At 45.7% G+C, this 20,456-nt stretch carries 16 protein-coding genes and 1 rRNA gene; 10 read left to right on the forward strand and 7 right to left on the reverse strand.

Annotation, left to right across the window (positions count from 1 at the left end; all coding sequences use genetic code 11):
- The 4 genes from rrf to FTU87_RS10735 form a co-directional block, all read left to right on the forward strand.
- A 5S ribosomal RNA gene (gene rrf, locus FTU87_RS10720) occupies window positions 1-110 on the forward strand; the annotation flags it as partial.
- 138 nt (window positions 111-248) lie between these two features.
- Window positions 249-1,442 carry an MFS transporter gene (locus FTU87_RS10725; RefSeq protein WP_100329446.1) on the forward strand — a complete coding sequence of 398 codons (1,194 nt, stop codon included), beginning with the start codon at window positions 249-251 and terminating at the stop codon, window positions 1,440-1,442.
- Between the two features lie 224 nt (window positions 1,443-1,666).
- Complete coding sequence (locus FTU87_RS10730; RefSeq protein WP_180097299.1) at window positions 1,667-4,078, forward strand: YgiQ family radical SAM protein; 2,412 nt, start codon at window positions 1,667-1,669, stop codon at window positions 4,076-4,078.
- Between the two features lie 399 nt (window positions 4,079-4,477).
- Complete coding sequence (locus FTU87_RS10735; RefSeq protein ID WP_005169085.1) at window positions 4,478-5,026, forward strand: DUF2726 domain-containing protein; 549 nt, start codon at window positions 4,478-4,480, stop codon at window positions 5,024-5,026.
- Window positions 5,027-5,079: 53 nt separating this feature from the next.
- Here FTU87_RS10735 and FTU87_RS10740 read toward each other — a convergent pair whose 3' ends face one another.
- The 6 genes from FTU87_RS10740 to mdtD all read right to left on the reverse strand — a co-directional run bounded on the left by FTU87_RS10740 (window position 5,080) and on the right by mdtD (window position 11,348).
- Entirely contained in the window at window positions 5,080-5,436 is a 357-nt protein-coding gene (locus tag FTU87_RS10740) for a RidA family protein (RefSeq protein ID WP_180097302.1), read from the reverse strand.
- Window positions 5,426-6,736, reverse strand: coding sequence for a shikimate transporter (gene shiA / locus FTU87_RS10745; protein ID WP_100329443.1), 1,311 nt, complete (start codon window positions 6,734-6,736; stop codon window positions 5,426-5,428). Before shiA ends, FTU87_RS10740 begins: the two co-directional genes overlap by 11 nt.
- Before the next feature lie 222 nt (window positions 6,737-6,958).
- Window positions 6,959-8,014 (reverse strand): DNA polymerase IV, encoded by a 1,056-nt coding sequence (gene dinB, locus FTU87_RS10750; protein WP_100355214.1) that lies wholly within the window; start codon window positions 8,012-8,014, stop codon window positions 6,959-6,961.
- 20 nt (window positions 8,015-8,034) lie between these two features.
- A complete protein-coding gene (locus FTU87_RS10755) occupies window positions 8,035-9,051 on the reverse strand; it encodes an MBL fold metallo-hydrolase (RefSeq protein ID WP_180097304.1) in 1,017 nt (338 codons plus the stop codon).
- A 58-nt stretch (window positions 9,052-9,109) separates the two neighbouring features.
- A complete protein-coding gene (locus tag FTU87_RS10760) occupies window positions 9,110-9,889 on the reverse strand; it encodes a GH25 family lysozyme (protein ID WP_159516357.1) in 780 nt (259 codons plus the stop codon).
- A 67-nt stretch (window positions 9,890-9,956) separates the two neighbouring features.
- The gene (gene mdtD / locus FTU87_RS10765; protein ID WP_180097307.1) at window positions 9,957-11,348 is read right to left on the reverse strand and encodes a multidrug transporter subunit MdtD; all 1,392 of its coding nucleotides are present in this window, start codon (window positions 11,346-11,348) and stop codon (window positions 9,957-9,959) included.
- A 335-nt stretch (window positions 11,349-11,683) separates the two neighbouring features.
- Between mdtD and FTU87_RS10770 the strand changes: the two genes are divergently transcribed.
- Window positions 11,684-12,658, forward strand: a complete 975-nt coding sequence (locus FTU87_RS10770) for a hypothetical protein (protein ID WP_180097310.1) — start codon at window positions 11,684-11,686, stop codon at window positions 12,656-12,658.
- Between the two features lie 60 nt (window positions 12,659-12,718).
- On the opposite strand, the gene FTU87_RS10775 is transcribed toward FTU87_RS10770, so the two are convergent.
- Window positions 12,719-13,339 carry a TIGR00730 family Rossman fold protein gene (locus FTU87_RS10775; RefSeq protein WP_180097312.1) on the reverse strand — a complete coding sequence of 207 codons (621 nt, stop codon included), beginning with the start codon at window positions 13,337-13,339 and terminating at the stop codon, window positions 12,719-12,721.
- 331 nt (window positions 13,340-13,670) lie between these two features.
- Between FTU87_RS10775 and FTU87_RS10780 the strand changes: the two genes are divergently transcribed.
- The 5 genes from FTU87_RS10780 to parC all read left to right on the forward strand — a co-directional run bounded on the left by FTU87_RS10780 (window position 13,671) and on the right by parC (window position 20,327).
- Window positions 13,671-15,248: a TerC family protein gene (locus tag FTU87_RS10780; protein ID WP_100355209.1), complete on the forward strand. Its 1,578-nt coding sequence runs from the start codon at window positions 13,671-13,673 to the stop codon at window positions 15,246-15,248.
- 73 nt (window positions 15,249-15,321) lie between these two features.
- Window positions 15,322-15,786, forward strand: coding sequence for a YchJ family protein (locus FTU87_RS10785; protein WP_180097315.1), 465 nt, complete (start codon window positions 15,322-15,324; stop codon window positions 15,784-15,786).
- A gap of 61 nt (window positions 15,787-15,847) precedes the next feature.
- Complete coding sequence (locus FTU87_RS10790; protein WP_005108433.1) at window positions 15,848-16,492, forward strand: trimeric intracellular cation channel family protein; 645 nt, start codon at window positions 15,848-15,850, stop codon at window positions 16,490-16,492.
- Between the two features lie 130 nt (window positions 16,493-16,622).
- Complete coding sequence (locus FTU87_RS10795; RefSeq protein ID WP_005169062.1) at window positions 16,623-17,942, forward strand: MFS transporter; 1,320 nt, start codon at window positions 16,623-16,625, stop codon at window positions 17,940-17,942.
- A 165-nt stretch (window positions 17,943-18,107) separates the two neighbouring features.
- Window positions 18,108-20,327 (forward strand): DNA topoisomerase IV subunit A, encoded by a 2,220-nt coding sequence (parC, locus tag FTU87_RS10800; protein ID WP_180097317.1) that lies wholly within the window; start codon window positions 18,108-18,110, stop codon window positions 20,325-20,327.
- Window positions 20,328-20,456: the final 129 nt, after the last annotated feature.

Below are 20,456 nucleotides of genomic sequence, written 5' to 3' on the forward strand. Positions count from 1 at the left end.
CGACAATAGCAAGAGTGAACCACCTGATCCCTTCCCGAACTCAGAAGTGAAACCTCTTTGCGCTGATGGTAGTGTGGGGTTACCCATGTGAGAGTAAGTCATCGCCAGCTCATTATTCAAAACACCCCCAATTTAACAGTTGGGGGTGTTTTTTTGTGCGTGAAGAAAGGCTTAGGTGATCACTCAGATGAAATCTCCACAGAAAAAATGAGCGAAAGGCGTATACTGGATCTATCTAAGGAGCGGATATGTCCTCAAATTCATCTTCTAGCCATATTGAATATGGTACTACCGCATTTAAAGCAGTACTTTTTTCCTTATTTCTTGCCGGCTTTGCCATTTTCTCATCTTTGTATTGCCTACAGCCGATGATGCCCATTTTGGCAGATTATTTTCAGGTCAGTCCGACTCAAAGTAGTTTTCCCTTATCACTTTCTACCCTTGCCTTAGCCATTGGTCTGCTATTTACCGGACTGATTTCAGACCGTTTTGGACGTAAACCGGTGATGGTCTGTTCCCTGGCATTGATTGCAATTTTGTTAATGCTCAGTTCGATACTATCTCTTTGGTCGGTATTTTTATTGCTTCGGATCTTGATTGGTCTCTGTGTCAGTGGTGTGGCAGCAGTCGCCATGACTTATATCGGGGAAGAAATTGCCGAAAAAGATATCGGTTTCGCCATGGGCTTATATATTTCTGGTACAGCCATTGGCGGGATGGGAGGGCGTTTGATTGCCGGAGTTCTAGTTGATTTTATCTCTTGGCAATCTGCTACTCTGATAATTGGTATTTTAAATATCTGTATTGCAGGATTATTTTATTATCTATTGCCGGCATCGCAACATTTTAAGGCTTATCCGATCAAGTTTAATCGATTCAAAAACTCATTCAGGCATAATCTGGCCGATCCGAAACTTCGGATTTTATTTCTGCAAGGTTTTATCCTGATGGGCTGTTTTGTCTCGATATTTAACTATCTCAGCTATCGTTTGCTTCAGGCACCTTTTGAATTATCACAGGCCTGGATTGGTTTAATCTCGGTGACATATTTGGCTGGTATTTATAGCTCCCCCCGAGCGGCACATTGGGGTCGGCATTATGGTAAATTCAAGACATTGGTCGTCATGATGCTGATGATGCTCCTTGGATTAACACTCATGCTGCTCAACCAGTTGGCTCTGGTCTTTATCGGATTACTAATCTTCACTTTTTCATTTTTTGCCGCGCACTCTACTGCAAGTAGCTGGGTGTCGATCCAGTCGCTACAATATCGGGCAGTCGGTTCTTCGCTATATTTATTCTGTTATTACCTCGGTTCCAGTGTGTTGGGCAGTTCGAGTGGACTGGTCTGGGAAAATTATGGTTGGAGTGGATTAACTGCATTTATTGCGCTACTGTTGTTGAGTGGTCTGGCATTCAGTTTCAAGCTCCGCTCAGATTAGAACATCGTATTTAGATTTTTCTCTATAAAATAAACCCTGTGCATTTATCTTGCGGATCATTTTGCTTTCAATTCTGATGATGCCCAAGTTTTGATTCGCTTAGTTCCTGATTTTGTATAAATTATAATCAAGCAAGCTGGGTCTAATTCATGGTAAAATGATCGGCTTTCATCTTTGATCTTATTTTAGATCTCCTATCATCTGCCAGCCGAGAATTGCTAGCCATGTCTACTGCTTATACCATGCAGACTGCGCCAAAAGCGTTGTTTGATTACGACAAATATTGGGCGTCTTGTTTTGACCCTGCGCCTTTTTTGCCGATGTCACGCGAGGAAATGGATCAACTCGGCTGGGACAGCTGTGACTTTATTCTGGTCTGTGGCGATGCCTATATTGATCACCCGTCTTTCTGTTCAGGTATTATTGGCCGGGTATTAGAAGCCCAAGGCTTTCGTGTCGGTATTATTGCGCAGCCAGACTGGACCAACGTGGATGCGTTCCGTGTATTGGGTAAACCGAATATTGCTTGGGGGGTAACGGCAGGGAACATGGATTCCATGATCAACCGTTATACCGCCGACCGTAAAATCCGCTCGGATGATGCCTATTCCCCAGATAATCAGCCAAATAAACGTCCAGACCGTGCAGCAACTGTATATTGTCAGCGTGTCCGTGAAGCATATCCAGATGTGCCTGTATTATTAGGTGGAATTGAAGCTTCTCTGCGTCGTATTGCACATTATGATTACTGGTCAGATAAAGTCCGTCGTTCAGTGTTGATGGACTCAAAAGCCGATCTTTTGATGTACGGCAATGGCGAACGCTCAATTACCGAAATTATGCATCGTCTGGCGCGTGGCGAAAAAATTCACGAGATTACCGATGTTCGCGGTACTGCGTTCATTGTCAATAAACATAACCGTGCATCGAAAGCAAAGTTTGTCGAAATTGCCTCGAATGATGTTGATGCGATTGGCCGTGTCGATCCAATCATTAACCCTTATGTGATGACTGAAGATCTGGAAGGTTGTGAAATTGAAAAAGACAAAGATAGTCTGACTCAATATCAAGGTTTCCAGAAAGAGCCTGTCGCCAATCCGATTGTGCGGGCCGGCGATGAGCTAGATCCTGATACGCAAATCGTGCAATTACAACCCGCTTCAAAAGCAATTAAACATAAATTACCACCGCGTGAACTGGCCGTAATTCGCTTGCCTGCATTTGAAGAAGTGGCTGCAGATCCGGTGCTTTATGCCCATGCCAACCGAATTTTGCATTTAGAAACCAATCCGGGCAATGCCCGTGCCATGGTACAAAAGCATGGTGAACGTGATGTCTGGCTAAATGCGCCACCAATTCCGTTGACCACGGAAGAAATGGACTATGTGTTTGACCTGCCTTATGCACGTTTGCCACATCCTGCTTATGGTGAAGCGCGTTTTCCAGCGTTTGACATGATCAAGTTCTCTGTGAACATCATGCGTGGCTGTTTTGGTGGCTGTACCTTCTGTTCGATTACAGAACATGAGGGTCGTATTATCCAGAACCGTTCTGAAGAGTCAATTCTGCGTGAAGTGGAAAAAATCCGTGATACGGCGCCGGGCTTTACCGGGATTATTTCAGACCTAGGTGGCCCGACAGCCAACATGTACCGTCTGGCTTGTAAAGATCCAGAGATTGAAAAGAACTGCCGTAAACCGTCGTGTGTCTTCCCGGGGGTATGTCAGAACCTGCATACCGATCATGCACCATTGACCCAGTTATACCGTAAAGCACGTTCTTTACCGGGTATTAAGAAGATCTTGATTGGTTCTGGTTTACGTTATGACTTAGCGGTTTTAAACCCTGAATATGTCAAAGAATTGGTAACCCATCACGTCGGTGGTTATTTAAAAATTGCACCGGAACATACCGAAAAAGGCCCACTCAATAAAATGATGAAGCCGGGAATCGGAACCTATGATCGTTTCAAACAGATGTTTGAACGTTATAGTAAGGAAGCCGGCAAGGAACAGTATCTGATTCCTTATTTCATCGCAGCGCATCCGGGGACTACCGATTACGACATGATGAATCTTGCGATTTGGTTGAAGAAGAACGGTTTCCGTGCTGACCAAGTACAGACCTTTTATCCATCACCGATGGCAACGGCTACCACCATGTATTACACCGGTAAAAACCCGCTTGCCAAAGTGGCACGTTATACTGAGCAAGTAGATATTGTCAAAGGTGATAAACGTCGTCGTCTGCACAAAGCTTTCTTGCGTTACCATGATTCAAACAACTGGCCGTTGTTGCGTGAAGCTCTGAGAGAAATGGGTCGTCAGGATTTGATTGGTAACTCCAAACAGCATTTGATTCCGACTTATCAGCCTGCTGGCAGTGCAGAAGGTCAATACCAGTCTGCGCGCAAGAAAAACTCGACAGTGGCGGGTGATTCGCAGAAACGTACCGGTGAGCAGGGAAATCGTGGCAAGGCTGAACAAGCTCAGTCCCGTCCTTCAAATACCAAGAAGCGTCCTGAGCGTGGTCAAATCCTGACCCAGCACACAGGCCTACCGCCGCGTGAAACAGGGGATGCCAAAAAACCATTTGGTGGGTCAAAGCCGAAAGCAAAGCCTAAATCACGTGCATAATTGAGTTAATAGAAAAGACACTTCGGTGTCTTTTTTTAGCACTTAGGTAAAGTAACGTAGCTTGAAACGAGGACTGGAAAATGTAAAAGGATGTATTATTTACATTAAGTCTGGCTTAAAAGTGATATAAAAATAACACTTTATCGGAATTGTTCTACAGTTGGGCAGATTTGTATTGCGATCAATTCTAGGGATGTTTTAGAGTGCATTATCAGTACTTTAAATCCACTTTCATTGACATAGGGAAAGATGTCATTTTAGGTAACGCAGAATCAGGTTTTGATACGGGTTGTATGGGTATTTAAGCAGATTGGTTGTTAGATCTATTCAGAATAAAGCGTGGGTTTATACTGCACAACAATAAAACAAAAATGATTATAAGAATGCAAGGATTGAGGCATGACCACCTATATTATGATTGGGAGTTTCCTGCTCTTCTGTGTCGTGCTCATGGCATGGAAAACGCTCGGAAATAATTCCAAACCACAAGACAGCGCGTTAAAGCAGCGTGCTATTTTTAACCTGAATGAGCAATTGACCTTCACGCGCTTGAAGGAAGTATTACCTGAATATATTGTTTTGGCCCATGTGTCCTATGACGCCTTAATGACCACCAAATTTAACCGGACGCGACATAAATATCGCAACCTGACTGCAGATTTTGTGATTATGGATCAACAGCATCAGATTATAGCCATTGTGGCTGTGGATGATCCTTTAATCTTGAAGCGTCCACAGCAGACTGGTTTTCAGGATGCCTTGTTGAGTATGGCCGGTTATCGGGTGATTCGCTACGATGATGTGCCGGAATATTACCAGTTGCGGCAAGATTTTCTGCAGGAGCAAGCGCAAATGAAGAAAATGCCCAAATATACGGTCAGCAATGATCTGAAAAAGTATTATTTATATTCAGATTTAGAGCGCAGTAAAATCAAAGCAGTAGGTTAAAATAAAAAAGCATGCCATGAGCATGCTTTTTTATGCATATCGATTTTGCCACATTATTCTGGTTTGACGGCCACGACTGTCATTTCAACTAAAACCCGTGGATCATAAAGTTTTGCCTCGACACAGGTACGAGGTAATGCTTCGATATCAGCCACCCATGCATCCCAGATTTCATTAAATGCCGCATAATCTTTTTCAATGTCTTTTAAATAGATGGTCACCGACATGATGTGACTTTTGTCTGTACCGGCATCTGCCAGAAACTGGTCAATAATATCTAAAGTCTGTTGAGTTTGCCCTTTAATATCCAGTTCAACATCTGTGGCCAGCTGGCCGGCAAGATGCACCAGATTACCGGCAATGGCAATTTCCGAAAAGCGTTTCGATACGTGTAAACGTTCAACTGTCATGTTGTTCATCCTGAGTTTTGGGCATCAGGGCTGCGACCAGTGCAGTCAGCAGACAACCCACCGCCAGATAGATGGCTACATAATGCCATGAACCATCCGCCCAAATCACCAGTGCCGCTGCAATAAATGGGGTAAAACCACCACCAATGATACTCGCCACCTGATAGCCAACTCCGGCACCGCTGTAGCGGTATTCTGTGCCAAACAGTGAGGTGAAAATCGGTTGATGGACACTAACTACCATATCGTGTGCGACGTTCGCCAGTAAAATTGCGCCAACAATAATCATCCAGGTGTTTTGTGCATCGAGCGCCATAAAGAATGGGAAGGCTGAGAGTGCACCAATCAAACCGCCCCAGACGCACATTTTCTGATGATTAAATTTATCTGCCAGCCAGGCAAAAAATGGAATACTGAAACAGCTGATTGCCCCGACCATCAGGGTGATATTCAGGAAGAACTGTTTGTCCATGCCCAGATTGCTAGTCGAATAGTTCAGGGCAAAGTTGGTAACCAGATACATGGTCAGCAACTCTGTCAAGCGTAAGGCAATAATATAAAAGAAAGCTTTTGGATGTTTGCTAATCGCCTGCAAGATCGGCAGCTTTTCTGGTTGATGGTCTGCTTTCACCACCTTTTCTACAAATTCTTGTGATTCATCCTGATCACGGCGAATCCACATGGCAATGCCGATCAACACGATACTGGCTAAAAAGGGAATACGCCATGCCCACTCGGCAAAGGCTTCTTCACCCAGTGTCGCAAGAATAAGTGATACTGCACCGGTCGCCAGAACCAGACCAACGCCGTAGCCGACCTGAACCCCACTGCTGTAAAAGGCTTTTTTTCCTTTTGGCGCATTTTCTACGGCCATGAGGGCTGCACCGCCCCATTCACCACCCACGGCAAAGCCTTGCAAGGCTCGACAAAACACCAGCAGTACCGGTGCCCACCAGCCAATCGCTTCAAAATTTGGCAGCAGGCCAATCCCGACCGTGGAAATTCCCATCAGGATTACAGTGAGTACCAGCATTTTTTTGCGGCCGAGCTTGTCACCAAAGTGACCAAATACCACACCGCCTAAAGGACGAAACAGGAAGCCGACCCCAAAGGTGGCTAGTGCCGCCAGGGTGCCCATGTTCTCGCCAATACTGGGGAAAAACTGATCTTTAAAAATTAAGGCTGCAACAATGCCGTAAAGGAGAAAATCATACCAATCGACAACAGCACCAACAAAACTAGATAGCGCAGCTTTACGTGCGCGTTGTTCTTGAATAACAGAAGAATTTACAGAAGACATGCAGGAGGGGATTCCATGAGTTACATCAGAGTTGCCCTGTAATATTCGGATTTGATCGTCACGCTAATCACAGGACAGCATGCTGAAAGTAAAGGTGATTTTCAGCATCTCAGCATATACATGGATAATGCATTGCGCAGATAGAGTACTCTAAAAAATCAAAATATAAAAATAAAGTTGCTGTATTTTTAAACTGATGTTCAAAACATGAACAAAAGTCGTTTAGAGCAGTAATAATTGGGTTTCAGTCTCGGGGGCGCTGAGTTGATAGACGCCGACACCGATCAGCCGGAATTGCATCTGCGGCGCGATATGCAGATCATCCAATAGTAAGTCCAAGGCTTGTGCTAATTCCTGCGGACTGCGCAAGAGCTGCTTAAAACTTTTACTGTGCTGCATCACCTGAAAATTCTTGAGCTTTAATTTGACCGTAACGCCGCGAGCTGAAAGCTGTTTTTTTTGCAAGCTTTGCCACAGTTGTGTAACTAAAGCTTCCCAATAGGGATGGCACTGATTTAAATAAAGATCATCATCAAAGGTGGTCTCTTTGGAAATCTGCTGGCGTTCCCGTTCTACTTCGACCGGTCGTTCATCAATGCCTTGCGCATATAAAAACAGCCGCCGTCCATATTTACCAAAATGCTGAATCAGGATGGCTTCATCCATCTGTTGTAAGTCACCCAAGGTATCCAGATTCAGGCTTTTCAGTTTTTCCTGGGTGACTTTACCCACCCCGGGAATTTTCTTCAGCGGCAGATTCTGAATAAAACGCTGCACCTGTGAGGGCTTGATCACACAGATGCCATTCGGTTTGTGCCAGTCCGAGGCAATTTTGGCCAGAAATTTATTCGGTGCCACGCCGGCAGAAGCAGTCAGTCCAGTCACTTGAACAATATCCTCCCGAATCCGCATGGCGACCTCGGTAGCACTCGGAATCTGTTGTAAATTTTCTGTGACATCCAGAAAGGCTTCATCTAGCGATAAAGGCTCAATCAGGGCGGTATATTGCTGGAAAATTTGATGGATCTGTGCAGAAACTTGACGGTATTTGGCAAAGTCCGGCTCAATTACGATGACCTGCGGACAGAGCTTGCGCGCCTGTCCCATCGACATGGCAGAACGTAGACCATATTCGCGTGCCGGATAGGAGGCAGCCGCAACCACCGCCCGGGGATGATGCGAGGCAATCACCACAGGCAGGTGTCTGAGTTCTGGACGTTCACGCAGCTCGACCGAGGCATAAAACGCATCCATATCGATATGAATAATTTTGCGCATAGCCGCTATCTTAAGGGGCTTTAATCGGATTGGGAAGCGACGGCTGAGTTGAGTAAATAGGGTTGCGGTCCGCTGAGCAGAACGACTTTTGTTCCTTGTGCCTCGGCGGCCTGAATCAGAAGATTCAAACTTTTTGGAGTGTCATCGGCAAGACGGGGTAAAAATTGTAGCGGCTGGCTTAAAGGCTGGAAAAAATCATCCCAATGTATCGGGATGACCACTTTGGGTTTGAGCGTTTGCAGGGTTTCAGCCAGATAGTGCCGCTGATAGTCATTGGATTGTCTGGAGAGCTGGGCAATACCCAAAAATAACGTATCGACCTGCAGGTTTTTAAATTGATCCGGGATAAATCCGGTACTGGCCTTGACCAGAATCTTGTGTCCTGAATGCTCAATCAGGTAATCAAAACTGCCGCCTTCCTTAAATTCGGAAAATTTGGCCGGCAGGGCTAAAGGTTGGAAGAACTCTTCGCCTAGGTCATCATTTACCGCTGTGGCTGGCGTATGTTGTGAAGGAATTGCGGTTACTTGAAATTTGTTGACGTGCTGTATTTGCCTAGGCGTGACGGAGTGTAACTGCTGCGGACTTACTTTGGGATTTGCCCGGGCGATATTCAGGCTAGTGGGTGAACCGATGACAGCGGTTTCAGGAAGCATTTCCAGTAAAGCCGGTAGATCCAGAACATGATCATAATGCGAGTGACTGACCAGAATGGCTTTGGCCCGGTGCAGTTCATGCTCTTGAATTAGCTGCCTTAATAGCACGCTATCACTCTGAATTGGACCGCTAAGCACTTGCGACAACGACGGCCGGCTAAAGAAACCATCTATCAGGATCTGATCCTGACCATCATCCAGCAACAGGGTGGAAACACCGAAAAATTTAACGTTTAGTCTAGAACGAGAGGAACTGCTTTGCGGCTGCCAGTTCTGAAAGTCACTGAGCTTGCCTGAAGGTTGCAGTAGATAAGCCAGCGCACCCGCTATGAGCAGCAGAACAATCACCAGACTGAGTAAAATACCTTTAATCCATTTCAAGATTTTTATTTCCTTATTTTTCTACTTTTATAAAGCGCTTGTTTTCAAGCGATCGATTTTATTTGGCCTGATGAGTAGATGATGGTACTGCAATTGCATTCATTTTCAGAAAATCCAGCCACTGCTGTTCTGAGCCATAGAACACATTCAGATCCACAGTTGTACTAATGCCGGGAATTTTACCCTGATTGCTATGTTGCCAGAAGGTCCATTTGGGCTGGTTGTTTAAATCGGGCAGACCCTTATACTCGCGTACCCAGAGTGGCACTTCGGGAAAATATCCTGCCAGTACAATATTATAAAATGCTTTAGAAATATAGAAAATTGGCTGTTTGCCATAATGCTTTTGCAGGGCATCGTGCATGATCTGGATTTCGTTTAGAAGCTGCTCTTTGGAATAGGTATTGATGCAATTGCTGTCATATTCCAGATCAATCACCGGCGGTAAAGCATTGGCTTGCTTGGGGACGGAGTCGATAAAGTTCTGTGCCTGAATGCTGCCATCGCGACAAAGCCGATAGAAATGATAGGCACCGACCAGAAAGCCGCGTTCCCGCGCCTTGAGCCAGTTCTCTTGAAAACGCGTATCTTTAAAGTCACCACCTTCTGTGGCTTTCAGATAGACAAAACGGTATTTTTCCGGCGAAATCTGCTGCCATTGAATTTCTTGTTGATGGTGTGATACATCGAAACCCTGGATCGGATAATCTGCTGCATGCGCAGAAGGGGCTTTAATCAGGCAAAGATAAATCATGGCGATAATCATCACGGCGATCAGAATGCCAAGCCCGATGAAAAGCGGCTGTTTGAATCTGTTCAGAGCCAGATTTTTTTGCATTTTCAGTTCTTACCTGTATCTAAACCTGAGCTTAAAGGCTGCATTCGCCTGGCGTTAATATATCGTATTAAACAGGGGTGTTTTTAGGAATATGCCAGAAAATATAAGCCGCAATAATATTGATACAGCCTAAACAGATCAGTGACACATGAAAAGCAGCCACCAGATTGTCAGCGCCGTAATAGGCACTCAGCATGTTGACCAGGGTGCCTGCCAGCGCCACCCCGATACTCATTGACAGCATCATGATCATCGACAGGAAACTGTTGCCGCTACTGGCATCCTGCTGGCTTAAGTCCTTTAAAGTCAGGGTATTCATCGATACAAATTGTAGGGAATTTAAAATGCCGAAGATAAAGAAATGAATTGCACGCAGCCAGATCGGGGTGTCCGCCGTGGTCAGGGCAAAACTGGCAATACATAAACCCACCAATAAGGTATTGACCAGCAAAACCCGACGATAACCAAAACGCTGAATGATTTTTCGGATAATCGGTTTAGACGCCAGAGAGCCGAGTACGATTGGAATCATCAATAGACCGGTAATAAAGGGCTCAAAACCAAAGGCGACTTGCAACATAAGGGGGAGTAAAAATGGAATCGAGTTACCGCCAAGACGGGCAAAAAAATTCCCCAGAATGCCAATCGCATAAATTTTATTTTTAAAGAGCCGACTGCGGAACAGGGCGTTGCTATGCGTATGCGAATGATAGGCATACATCAGGGCCGCCAAGATTCCGGCCAGAATCAGACTCAGACTCCACCACAGCGAATTTTGTGGACTGGCAAAATTTTCAATTCCCAGACAGAGTCCCACCATGGCCACAACCAGCAAGACAAAGCCCCAATAATCAAAGCGAGCGACCAGCGGTTCAATGACATTCGGCATGGCCTTAAAAGTAATCAGCGCTCCCAGTAAGCCAATCGGCAGATTGATCAGGAAAATCCATTGCCAGGACAGATATTCCACCATCCAGCCCCCAAGAGTTGGACCAATCAGGGGGCCAATCAGGCCGGCCAGACTCATTAGGCTCATGGCAGCCAGAAACTGGGTACGGGGAATGATCTTTAGCATGGCCAAACGGCCGACCGGCAGCAATAATGCACCCCCTATCCCTTGAAAGATCCGGTACACCAATAATTCGTTCAGGCTACTTGACCAGGCACATCCCACAGAGGCCAAAGAGAAAATAATAATTGCAGCAAAATAGATATTTCTGACGCCGAAACGGTCTGCCAGCCAGCCACTCAAGGGAATACAGGCTGCCACAGACAAGACATAAGCCACCACAACACTGTGCATGCGTAAAGGATCGGCCTGTAGGTTATGTGCAATCGCGGGCAGAGCTGTATTAATAATGGTGGTATCCAGCCCCTGCATAAAAAATCCGATCGATACCAACAAGACCAGCAGTCTGAATTCGGGATCTAAGGCTTGATGCGTAGGCGTGGCATTCATAATTCTGGAAAACTGAAAATTTTGAATAGTTTAAAGGAAGATTAAGGCACAGGTGTAGTGAATACGTGTGAACTTTTTTGCAAGATATAAATCAGTTATAAGTGTAAAACTCATAACAAAGTGAGTATTTATCAGATCGGAGCTCCATAGCTGTAAAGAGCGATAAAAATAAAATTAAAGCAGTACTTTTTTGTTTATAAACAGCTTTCTCTGTCAATTTCATCTTCATCAAATGAAAATATGACAAAATTGTCATGAAAATGAAATAAAACCGTCATAATCTTGGGCCAACTTTTCAGCAATGCTGAAATCTCCTCGCGTATAGGTTTGTTTTTATGACAATCGAGATTTTGATGGTGATCGGCTTCTGTTTAGCCGCTTATTCTATTGTCGGAAATGATGTACCTCAAACCTTAGGGACATTTATTTCCTCGAATTCACATCGTCCATGGTGGGTGTTGTGGATTTATATCAGCTCAATTTTAATTGTCGTATTGGTCTATGGTTGGTATGCATCCGGGGTGGGTGATGCCTCATACGGCCGTTTAGAAACGATTCCTTTCCCTGAAGGTGGCATTACCTGGCTGTACATTGTGCCGCCTATTCTCCTGTTAATGCTCACTAAATACGGGATTCCAGTCAGTACCACCTTCCTGGTGCTTACGATTTTCTCTCCTGCCAGTCTAGGCTCGATGATGGTGAAATCGATGATGGGCTATGCGGTGGCCTTTGTGGTGGCGATTGTCATCTATCGTTTTGTGGTCAAGCAACTGGCACGACATTTTGCCAAGACACGTCATCAGGAGCACTCCAAGGTCTGGATGGGCTTGCAGTGGGTCTCTACCGGTTTCCTGTGGAGCCAATGGCTGATTCAGGATCTGGCCAACATCTTCGTGTATGTGCCGCGTCAGGTTCCGTTTGAATTCCTGATGTTTGCCATTGCGGTATTTGTGGTCTTGCTGGGCGTCATTCTGTATCAACGTGGTGGGGCAATCCAGAAAATTGTCGATACTAAAACCGGCGTGACTGACATTCGTGCTGCGACGATTATCGACTTCCTGTATGCCATTATCCTGTTGATCTTTAAAGAATGGAGCAATATTCCAATGAGTACCACCTGGGTGTTCCTCGGGTTACTCGCAGGTCGTGAATTTGCCATGTCGATGATTCTGGATGAAGTCAATAAACATCGTACGTCACGTAATGTCAGTGCAGATGCGATGAAACTGATGTTCGGTCTGGCCATGTCTGTGATTCTGGCGACCACATTGCCGGTGTTCTATGATTTTGTGACGAATTATGGTCAATAACTAGCAGCCATAATCCATAAAAAAAGCGAGCCCAGTGCTCGCTTTTTTACTTTGAATGCTTTAAACCACAAATCTTTGTGGATGGCCCAAATTGGTTAAGGCCGTATAAATTTCATCTTCATGTTCGCAAATAATCAGTTTAGCCCGGTGCTGGGGAGGTAAAAAGCCATCTTCGACTGCACGATCCAATTGGGCAATCAAGGCATCATAAAAACCGTTGACGTTATATAGCATCATGGGTTTCTGGTGCTGGTTCAGCTGGCCCCAGGTAGCAATTTCCAGGATTTCCTCAAACGTACCTAGTCCACCTGGCAAGGCTACAAAGGCACAAGCCCGATCCGCCATCATGGCTTTGCGTTGATGCATGCTGGTCACCACATGTAATTCGGTCAGCTGGTTATGGGCAATTTCATAGTCCAGCATAAACTCGGGAATCACCCCAACGGCTTCACCACCATGCTGGATCATGGCATCCGCGACCTGTCCCATCAGGCCAATACTGGCGCCACCATAGACCAGCCCGAAACCATGTTCTGCCAGTCCTTGCGAGAGTTGAATCGCCTTTTCTAAATAAATCGGTTTGTTGCCGGCACGTGAACCACAATAGAGAGCCACTAAAGGGCGTGTTGTTTTTGGGGAGTTGTCTTTAAAATAATCTGTCATTTGAATTACGCTTTGCATTTCTTTTCTTCACCTTATCATTTTTCTTTCTTGTGACTACAGCTTAATTAATAAATATGACAATTCTGTGAGCAGGTACCATTTCACCATAAACAGGCAAGTGAAATTCATCGACAAACAGCCATGAAAACAGGTGAATTTAGATTTGATCTTGATATACTGAAAATTGGTTTCACAACAATAGAACGAAAATGGGTAGTGGTCGTTGGCCGTGTAACGCTATAAATCGCCATCAAATAATTGATATTATTCAATATCAAAAATATTATGCTGTTTCATTTCAGCCTCAGTTCATTCAGTACAGCAGTCCTGAGTTTCAGGAGCCAAGCGTATGATCTTTGAATGGATGTCTGACCCCTCAGCCTGGGTCGGTTTACTCACATTAATTGTTCTTGAGATTGTACTCGGGATCGACAATCTGGTTTTTATTGCCATTCTGGCGGAGAAACTGCCACCAGAACAACGTAATACTGCACGGGTTGTGGGCTTAATGCTGGCCCTGGTGATGCGTTTGATCTTGCTGGCTTCGATTGCCTGGGTGGTCACTCTTACTGATCCACTGTTCCATATATTTGATCATGCTTTCTCGGGTCGAGATCTGATTCTATTGTTTGGTGGGGTGTTCCTGCTGTTTAAAGGCACCATGGAACTGCATGAGCGTCTGGAAGCCAAACCGGTCATTAAAGAAGAAAATCCGGTCCATGCAGTATTCTGGATGGTGATTGTCCAGATCGTGGTGCTGGATGCCGTATTCTCATTGGACAGCGTAATTACTGCAGTAGGTATGGTCAAAGACCTGTCAGTGATGATGATTGCCGTGATTATTGCCATCGGGATTATGCTCTGGGCATCCAAAGCCCTGATGGATTTTGTCAACAGACATCCGACCGTGGTGATTCTGTGTCTGGGCTTCCTGATGATGATCGGTTTCTCGCTGGTGGTGGAAGGCTTCGGTTTCCATATTCCGAAAGGTTATCTGTATGCTGCAATTGGCTTCTCGGTGATTGTCGAATTTATTAACCAGACCATGAAACGCAATCAGGAAAAAATGGTGACCACCACGGATATGCGCTACCGTACTGCCTCTGCCGTGATGCGTATGCTGGGTGGTAAACCTGCTCAGGACAATGATTCGTCTGAACCGGAAGATGTTCTGGCAACCCGTGCCTTTGCTGATGAAGTCTTTAATGATGACAATGGCATCTATCATAGTGTCATGGTGCAGGGAGTTTTGGGTCTGTCTGAACGTCCGGTAAAATCGGTGATGACGCCGCGTCCCGAACTGGAATGGATCGATCTGGACAATGATGCCGACAGCATCAAAGCACAATTGTTGCAGATGAGCCACTCGCGTCTGATCATCGCTCGCGGCGAACTGGACAATATTGCCGGTGTGGTGCTGACCCATAAAGTCCTGAATGAATATATTGAAACTGGGGTGCTGGACTTTGAAAAGCATTTACGTGAGCCAGTCATCGTGCATGAAAATGCTCAGGTACTGATGGTGATGGATCAATTGCGTCAAGCACCCTTACAGATGGCAATTGTGCTGAATGAATATGGCTCAATTGAAGGGATTGCCACGCCGATTGATATTCTTGAAGCGATTGCCGGTGAATTTCCAGATGAAGATGAGCTGCAAGTGGCAGCAGAAAGTCTGGATGATGGCAGCCTGATTCTGGACGGTTCCACCGATATTCGTCACGTTTCCTTGCTGCTGGATCGTGATCTGGTCAATGAAACTGAAGAATATTCGACCTTATCTGGCTATGTGTTATTCCATATGGCACGTTTACCGCACAGCGGTGAAAAGTTTGAAGCAGACGGGCATATCTTTGAGGTGGTGACCATGGACGGTCATAAGATTGATAAAGTGCATATCATTCCGCAGCTTCCTGCGCAGGACTAAATTATAGTCAGCGTTGGGTTGGTAAAGTTTGCTAAAATAGCCCGCATTGTCGGGCTATTTTTATGGAACTGAAATGTCAGAAGCATGTCCATGCGGACAAGGTGAATATCATAGCTGCTGTCAGCTCTTACATACTGGACAACAGGTCGCAGAGACTGCGCAGCAACTGATGCGTTCCCGTTATAGTGCCTTTGCCAAGCATGAAATCGATTACATCAAAACCACGACTGCGCTGGGTCAGCAGCAGGCACTGGATTTGCAAGCCATTAGCGATTGGAGCAAAGCCAATCAGTGGTTAAAGCTTGAGATTATTCAAGCCAATGAAAAATTAGATAAAAATCATGCCTTAGTCGAGTTTAAGGCGCATTTTCATGCTGGCAAGCAGGCACACGTGCATCATGAAGCTTCGCATTTTGTAAAATTTGAAGGCCACTGGTATTTTCTGGACCCGACCACGGAGCAGAAACTCAGCATGAAACAGGTTTGCATTTGTGGCTCGGGGAAAAAATTTAAGCAATGTTGTGCGGGATTTTTATAACTTTCACATAGATTTAGCTTAGAATAAGCGCCATCTCAAAGCCTCAGGTGGAAGCAGGGCGATGTTACTGACCGTCATCTATATTATTGCAATTACCGCTGAAGCGATGACCGGGGCACTGTCTGCTGGCCGGCGCAGCATGGACTGGTTTGGTGTCATGATCATTGCCTGTGTTACGGCATTGGGTGGTGGGTCGGTTCGTGATGTTCTGCTGGGACATTATCCTTTAACCTGGGTCAAACACCCCGAATATCTGGTGCTGACCTGTTGCGCTGCTTTCGTCACCATCCTGATTGCAAAATGGATGCGCCAGTTACGTAATGTCTTCCTGGTACTGGATGCCTTGGGTCTGATTGGTTTTACCATTATTGGCTGCCAGATTGCTCTGGAAATGGGACATGGTTTTGTGGTGAGTGCCGTTGCAGGTGTCTTGACCGGTGTATCCGGCGGGATCTTGCGTGACATCCTATGTAATGATGTACCTTTGGTTTTCCGTCGTGAACTGTATGCCAGTATTGCTTTTGTTTCAGTGATCTTTTACTGGCTCTGTAGCCATTACGGCTTGTCGCAGGACCTGACCATTCTTTCCACCCTGATTTTCGGCTTTAGCTTGCGTTTGATCGCCATCTATTTTGGACTGGAAATGCCAAAATTCATTTATAAAGAAGATGATGAACATTCGGCATCTTCCAAAGACGAATCCTGATTTGTAATCGTCATGAATGCGGCTATAAAAAATAGCCGCATTCAGCTTAATTCATAGTATAAAAAATACAAAGCAGCCTACCTGTTGAGAAAGCAGCATCTCCCGTTCCACCTGATCAGAGATTTTTGTTATGGATTTAGTTTCTCGCATACAACGCTTACCGATTGGTCGGTTTCATTACACCTTGCTGGTGGTGATTGGACTCGGTTGGATGTTTGATGCCATGGATACCGGATTGATTTCCTTTATTCTGGCAAAAATGGCTGAAGACTGGCAGATGACTGCGGATCAAAAAAGCTGGGTAGTGTCGATTGGTTTTGTTGGTATGGCAATCGGTGCAATCTGTTCAGGTGGTCTGGCAGACCGTTTCGGCCGTAAAACCGTATTCGCTGTGACACTGGTGATTTATAGCTTGGCTACAGCGGCCTGCGCTTTTGCACCGAATTTGACCTGGTTGTTGGTGTTTCGTTTTATCGTCGGTTTAGGTCTGGGTGGACAGTTACCCGTGGCAGTGACGCTGGTCAGTGAATATATTCCTGCGCATGTGCGTGGCCGTTTTATCGTATTGCTGGAAAGCTTCTGGGGACTGGGCTGGTTGGTTGCGGCTCTGGTATCGCGCTTTGTCATTCCGGATTTTGGCTGGCAAACCGCTTTCCTGATCGGTGGTCTGCCTGCGCTATATGCGATTGTGATCTGGAAAATGGTGCCGGAATCTATTCCATTTCTGATTAACCGTGGCCGTGTAGAAGAAGCTTCGGCACTGGTGAAAAAGATCGAGCGTCAATGCGGCGTTGAAGTTTATGAAATCTTTGAAGTGAAGCCGGTCGCAGAGAAACAGCATATTTCATTTACCCAGTTGTGGTCGGGTATCTTTGCGCGTCGTACCCTCATGCTGTGGCTGATCTGGTTCGGTATTATATTTTCTTATTATGGCATCTTTACCTGGTTGCCAAGTTTGCTGGTCAAAGAAGGCTATAGCATCGTCCAGTCCTTTGAATACGTGCTGATTATGATTTTAGCGCAGTTGCCCGGTTATCTGGTGGCAGCATGGCTGGTCGAAAAACTCGGTCGTAAACCGACCTTGGCAGGTTTCATCGGCATGTGTGCCATCTCGGCATATTTCTTTGGCCAGTCGGGCAGTGTCACCGAAATTGTGATCTGGGGCTGTCTGATGTCCTTCTTTAATCTGGGTGCTTGGGGCGTGCTTTATACCTATACACCAGAACAATATCCAACCAATATCCGTGCTTTTGGTTCAGGCTGGGCTGGCGCAGTAGGCCGAATTGGGGGCATCGCAGCACCTTTTGCTGTCACCCATTTGATGGGCATGCCAAATGGTTTCAGTTATGTCTTCACCATGTTTACTGCGGTTCTGGTTGCCGTTGCAATCGTGATTCTGGTTTTGGGTGAAGAAACCAAAGGCAAGACCCTTGAGTCGATGGGCTTATAAACTTGATGAATTTTTAGTTGCTTAGGGTCTATAAAGTGGATATTTTTAGGCCATAAGACACAAATTGTCGCGCTGAGGCATTTGATGCTCTTGTGTCATCCCCAGCCGCGACATAGCATAAGAAACATTGATACAAAAACGAATTATTTAGGACTATAGGTTGTTATGACAAGCCTTGCGCATCATGCGACAGAAAACCGCTCCGTAGCAGAATTTACCGAACAAGCTTATCTGAATTACGCCATGTACGTGATTATGGATCGGGCCTTACCGCACATCAGTGATGGCCTGAAACCGGTACAGCGCCGTATTGTCTATGCCATGAGTGAGCTGGGCCTGAAATGGACCAGCAAACCAAAGAAATCTGCACGTACCGTCGGTGACGTACTGGGTAAATATCATCCGCATGGTGACTTGGCCTGTTATGAAGCCATGGTGCTGATGGCACAGCCGTTTAGCTATCGTTATCCGTTTATTGAAGGACAGGGCAACTGGGGTTCGCCGGATGATCCGAAGTCTTTTGCCGCAATGCGTTATACCGAAGCCAAACTGTCTCAGTACAGTGAACTGTTACTGTCTGAACTGGGTCAGGGTACCTGTGACTGGCAGGACAACTTTGATGGTTCGATGAAAGAGCCGGTGAACTTGCCGGCACGTGTACCGAATATTCTCTTAAATGGTACAACGGGAATCGCCGTCGGTATGGCCACCGACATTCCGCCGCATAACCTGCGTGAAGTGATTAAAGGCACCATTGCCCTGATTCGTAACCCGAATCTGAGCGATGAAAAAATCTCAGAATATATTCCTGCGCCGGACTTGCCGACCAAAGCAGAAATTATTACCCCACCTGCTGAACTGTTAAAAATTCAGGTCACAGGTCGTGGTAGTTATCGTATGCGCGCGGTCTATACCGTCGATAAAAATGAGATTGTGATTACTGAACTGCCATATCAGGTCTCAGGCTCCAAAATCATCACCCAGATTGCCGACCAGATGCAGGCTAAGAAACTGCCTTTGGTCAGCGATGTACGGGATGAATCGGATCATGCCAATCCAACCCGTTTAGTGATTGTATTGCGTTCTAACCGGATTGATGCCGAAGCGGTGATGAGTCATTTATTTGCCACCACTGATCTGGAATCGAGCTACCGTGTCAACATGAACATGATTGGTGCCGATGGCCGTCCACAGGTGAAATCGATTCGCCGCATTTTACTGGAATGGATCGAGATCCGTAAAACCACGGTGACCCGTCGTCTGCAATATCATCTGAACAAAATCGAAAAACGCCTGCATATTCTGGGGGGGCTGATCATTGCCTACTTGAGTATCGATGAAGTGATTCAGATTATTCGTGAACAAGATCAGCCCAAGCCCGTGTTAATGGAACGCTTTGGCATTGATGAGATTCAGGCCGAAGCCATTCTGGAGCTGAAACTGCGTCATTTGGCCAAGCTTGAAGAAATGGAAATGCGCCGTGAGCAGGAAGAACTGGAAGCGAAGGCTGCGGTGATTCGTGAACAGCTGGCCAATCCGGAATCTTTAAAAGCGCTGATCATCAATGAACTGAAAGATGATGCCAAGAAATTCGGTGATGATCGCCGTTCGCCACTAGTGCAACGTGCCGAAGCTGCTGCGATTAATGAAAATGAAATGTTACCAGCCGATCCTGTGACTGTGATTTTGTCAGAAGCCGGCTGGATTCGCTGTGCCAAAGGCCATGATGTTGACGCTGAAAATCTGAATTTCCGTGCCGGTGATCAATATCTCAGTCATGCACAGGGCAAATCCAATCAGCGTGTCTATGTATTGGATGAATCGGGACGTAGTTATGCCTTGCCAATCAATAACCTGCCGTCGGCGCGTGGTCTGGGTGAACCTTTAAGTTCAAAATTATCACCTGCCAGCGGCATCGGTTTTAAACAGGTCTTTGTTGCAGAGGATGAGACGGAAGTCCTGGCGCTGAGTAACAAGGGTTATGGTTTTAAAACGCAGGCCAAACAGCTGGATACCAATGCCAAAGCAGGGAAGGCCTTCCTGAACTTATCCGATGGGGCGCAAGTCATGAGCCTGCAGCCACTCGAAGATGCCACGCATGTTGCACTGCTCAGTTCAGTAGGACGCCTGTTGATTGTCGATTTAGCAGAATTGCCTGTATTGAACAAAGGTAAAGGAAATAAATTGATACAACTTGAAGGTGGTGATCAAATTTTGTCCATGACAATATTAAAGCTTGATGAAATAATTCAAGTGCTTGCAGGACAACAGCAGTTAAAATTAAAAGGGGATGATTTGCAGAAATATATCGGCAAGCGCGGTGCAAAAGGACAGCTTTTACCACGCGGATATCAAAAAGCAAATAAACTGTTGATTCAAAGATAAGACTAGCATCCATCCTGTAAAATACGTTATATATGAAAAACGATTCAACAAGATGGATGCAATATTGCACATATACAAGTCTAAAAATGGCGTGTGATATTGAAAAAAACAGTTGAAAACACTAAGGAT

It is taken from the genome of Acinetobacter sp. YH12156, from assembly GCF_013418235.1.
Classification (GTDB): domain Bacteria; phylum Pseudomonadota; class Gammaproteobacteria; order Pseudomonadales; family Moraxellaceae; genus Acinetobacter; species Acinetobacter pseudolwoffii.

Excerpts from the sequence above, each read along its gene's own strand:
- FTU87_RS10725 (WP_100329446.1), top strand. The coding sequence starts at position 249 with ATGTCCTCAAATTCATCTTCTAGCCATATTGAATATGGTACTACCGCA.
- FTU87_RS10730 (WP_180097299.1), top strand. The coding sequence starts at position 1,667 with ATGTCTACTGCTTATACCATGCAGACTGCGCCAAAAGCGTTGTTTGAT.
- FTU87_RS10735 (WP_005169085.1), top strand. The coding sequence starts at position 4,478 with ATGACCACCTATATTATGATTGGGAGTTTCCTGCTCTTCTGTGTCGTG.
- FTU87_RS10740 (WP_180097302.1), bottom strand. The coding sequence starts at position 5,436 with ATGACAGTTGAACGTTTACACGTATCGAAACGCTTTTCGGAAATTGCC.
- shiA (WP_100329443.1), bottom strand. The coding sequence starts at position 6,736 with ATGTCTTCTGTAAATTCTTCTGTTATTCAAGAACAACGCGCACGTAAA.
- dinB (WP_100355214.1), bottom strand. The coding sequence starts at position 8,014 with ATGCGCAAAATTATTCATATCGATATGGATGCGTTTTATGCCTCGGTC.
- FTU87_RS10760 (WP_159516357.1), bottom strand. The coding sequence starts at position 9,889 with ATGCAAAAAAATCTGGCTCTGAACAGATTCAAACAGCCGCTTTTCATC.
- mdtD (WP_180097307.1), bottom strand. The coding sequence starts at position 11,348 with ATGAATGCCACGCCTACGCATCAAGCCTTAGATCCCGAATTCAGACTG.
- FTU87_RS10770 (WP_180097310.1), top strand. The coding sequence starts at position 11,684 with ATGACAATCGAGATTTTGATGGTGATCGGCTTCTGTTTAGCCGCTTAT.
- FTU87_RS10775 (WP_180097312.1), bottom strand. The coding sequence starts at position 13,339 with ATGCAAAGCGTAATTCAAATGACAGATTATTTTAAAGACAACTCCCCA.
- FTU87_RS10780 (WP_100355209.1), top strand. The coding sequence starts at position 13,671 with ATGATCTTTGAATGGATGTCTGACCCCTCAGCCTGGGTCGGTTTACTC.
- FTU87_RS10785 (WP_180097315.1), top strand. The coding sequence starts at position 15,322 with ATGTCAGAAGCATGTCCATGCGGACAAGGTGAATATCATAGCTGCTGT.
- FTU87_RS10790 (WP_005108433.1), top strand. The coding sequence starts at position 15,848 with ATGTTACTGACCGTCATCTATATTATTGCAATTACCGCTGAAGCGATG.
- FTU87_RS10795 (WP_005169062.1), top strand. The coding sequence starts at position 16,623 with ATGGATTTAGTTTCTCGCATACAACGCTTACCGATTGGTCGGTTTCAT.
- parC (WP_180097317.1), top strand. The coding sequence starts at position 18,108 with ATGACAAGCCTTGCGCATCATGCGACAGAAAACCGCTCCGTAGCAGAA.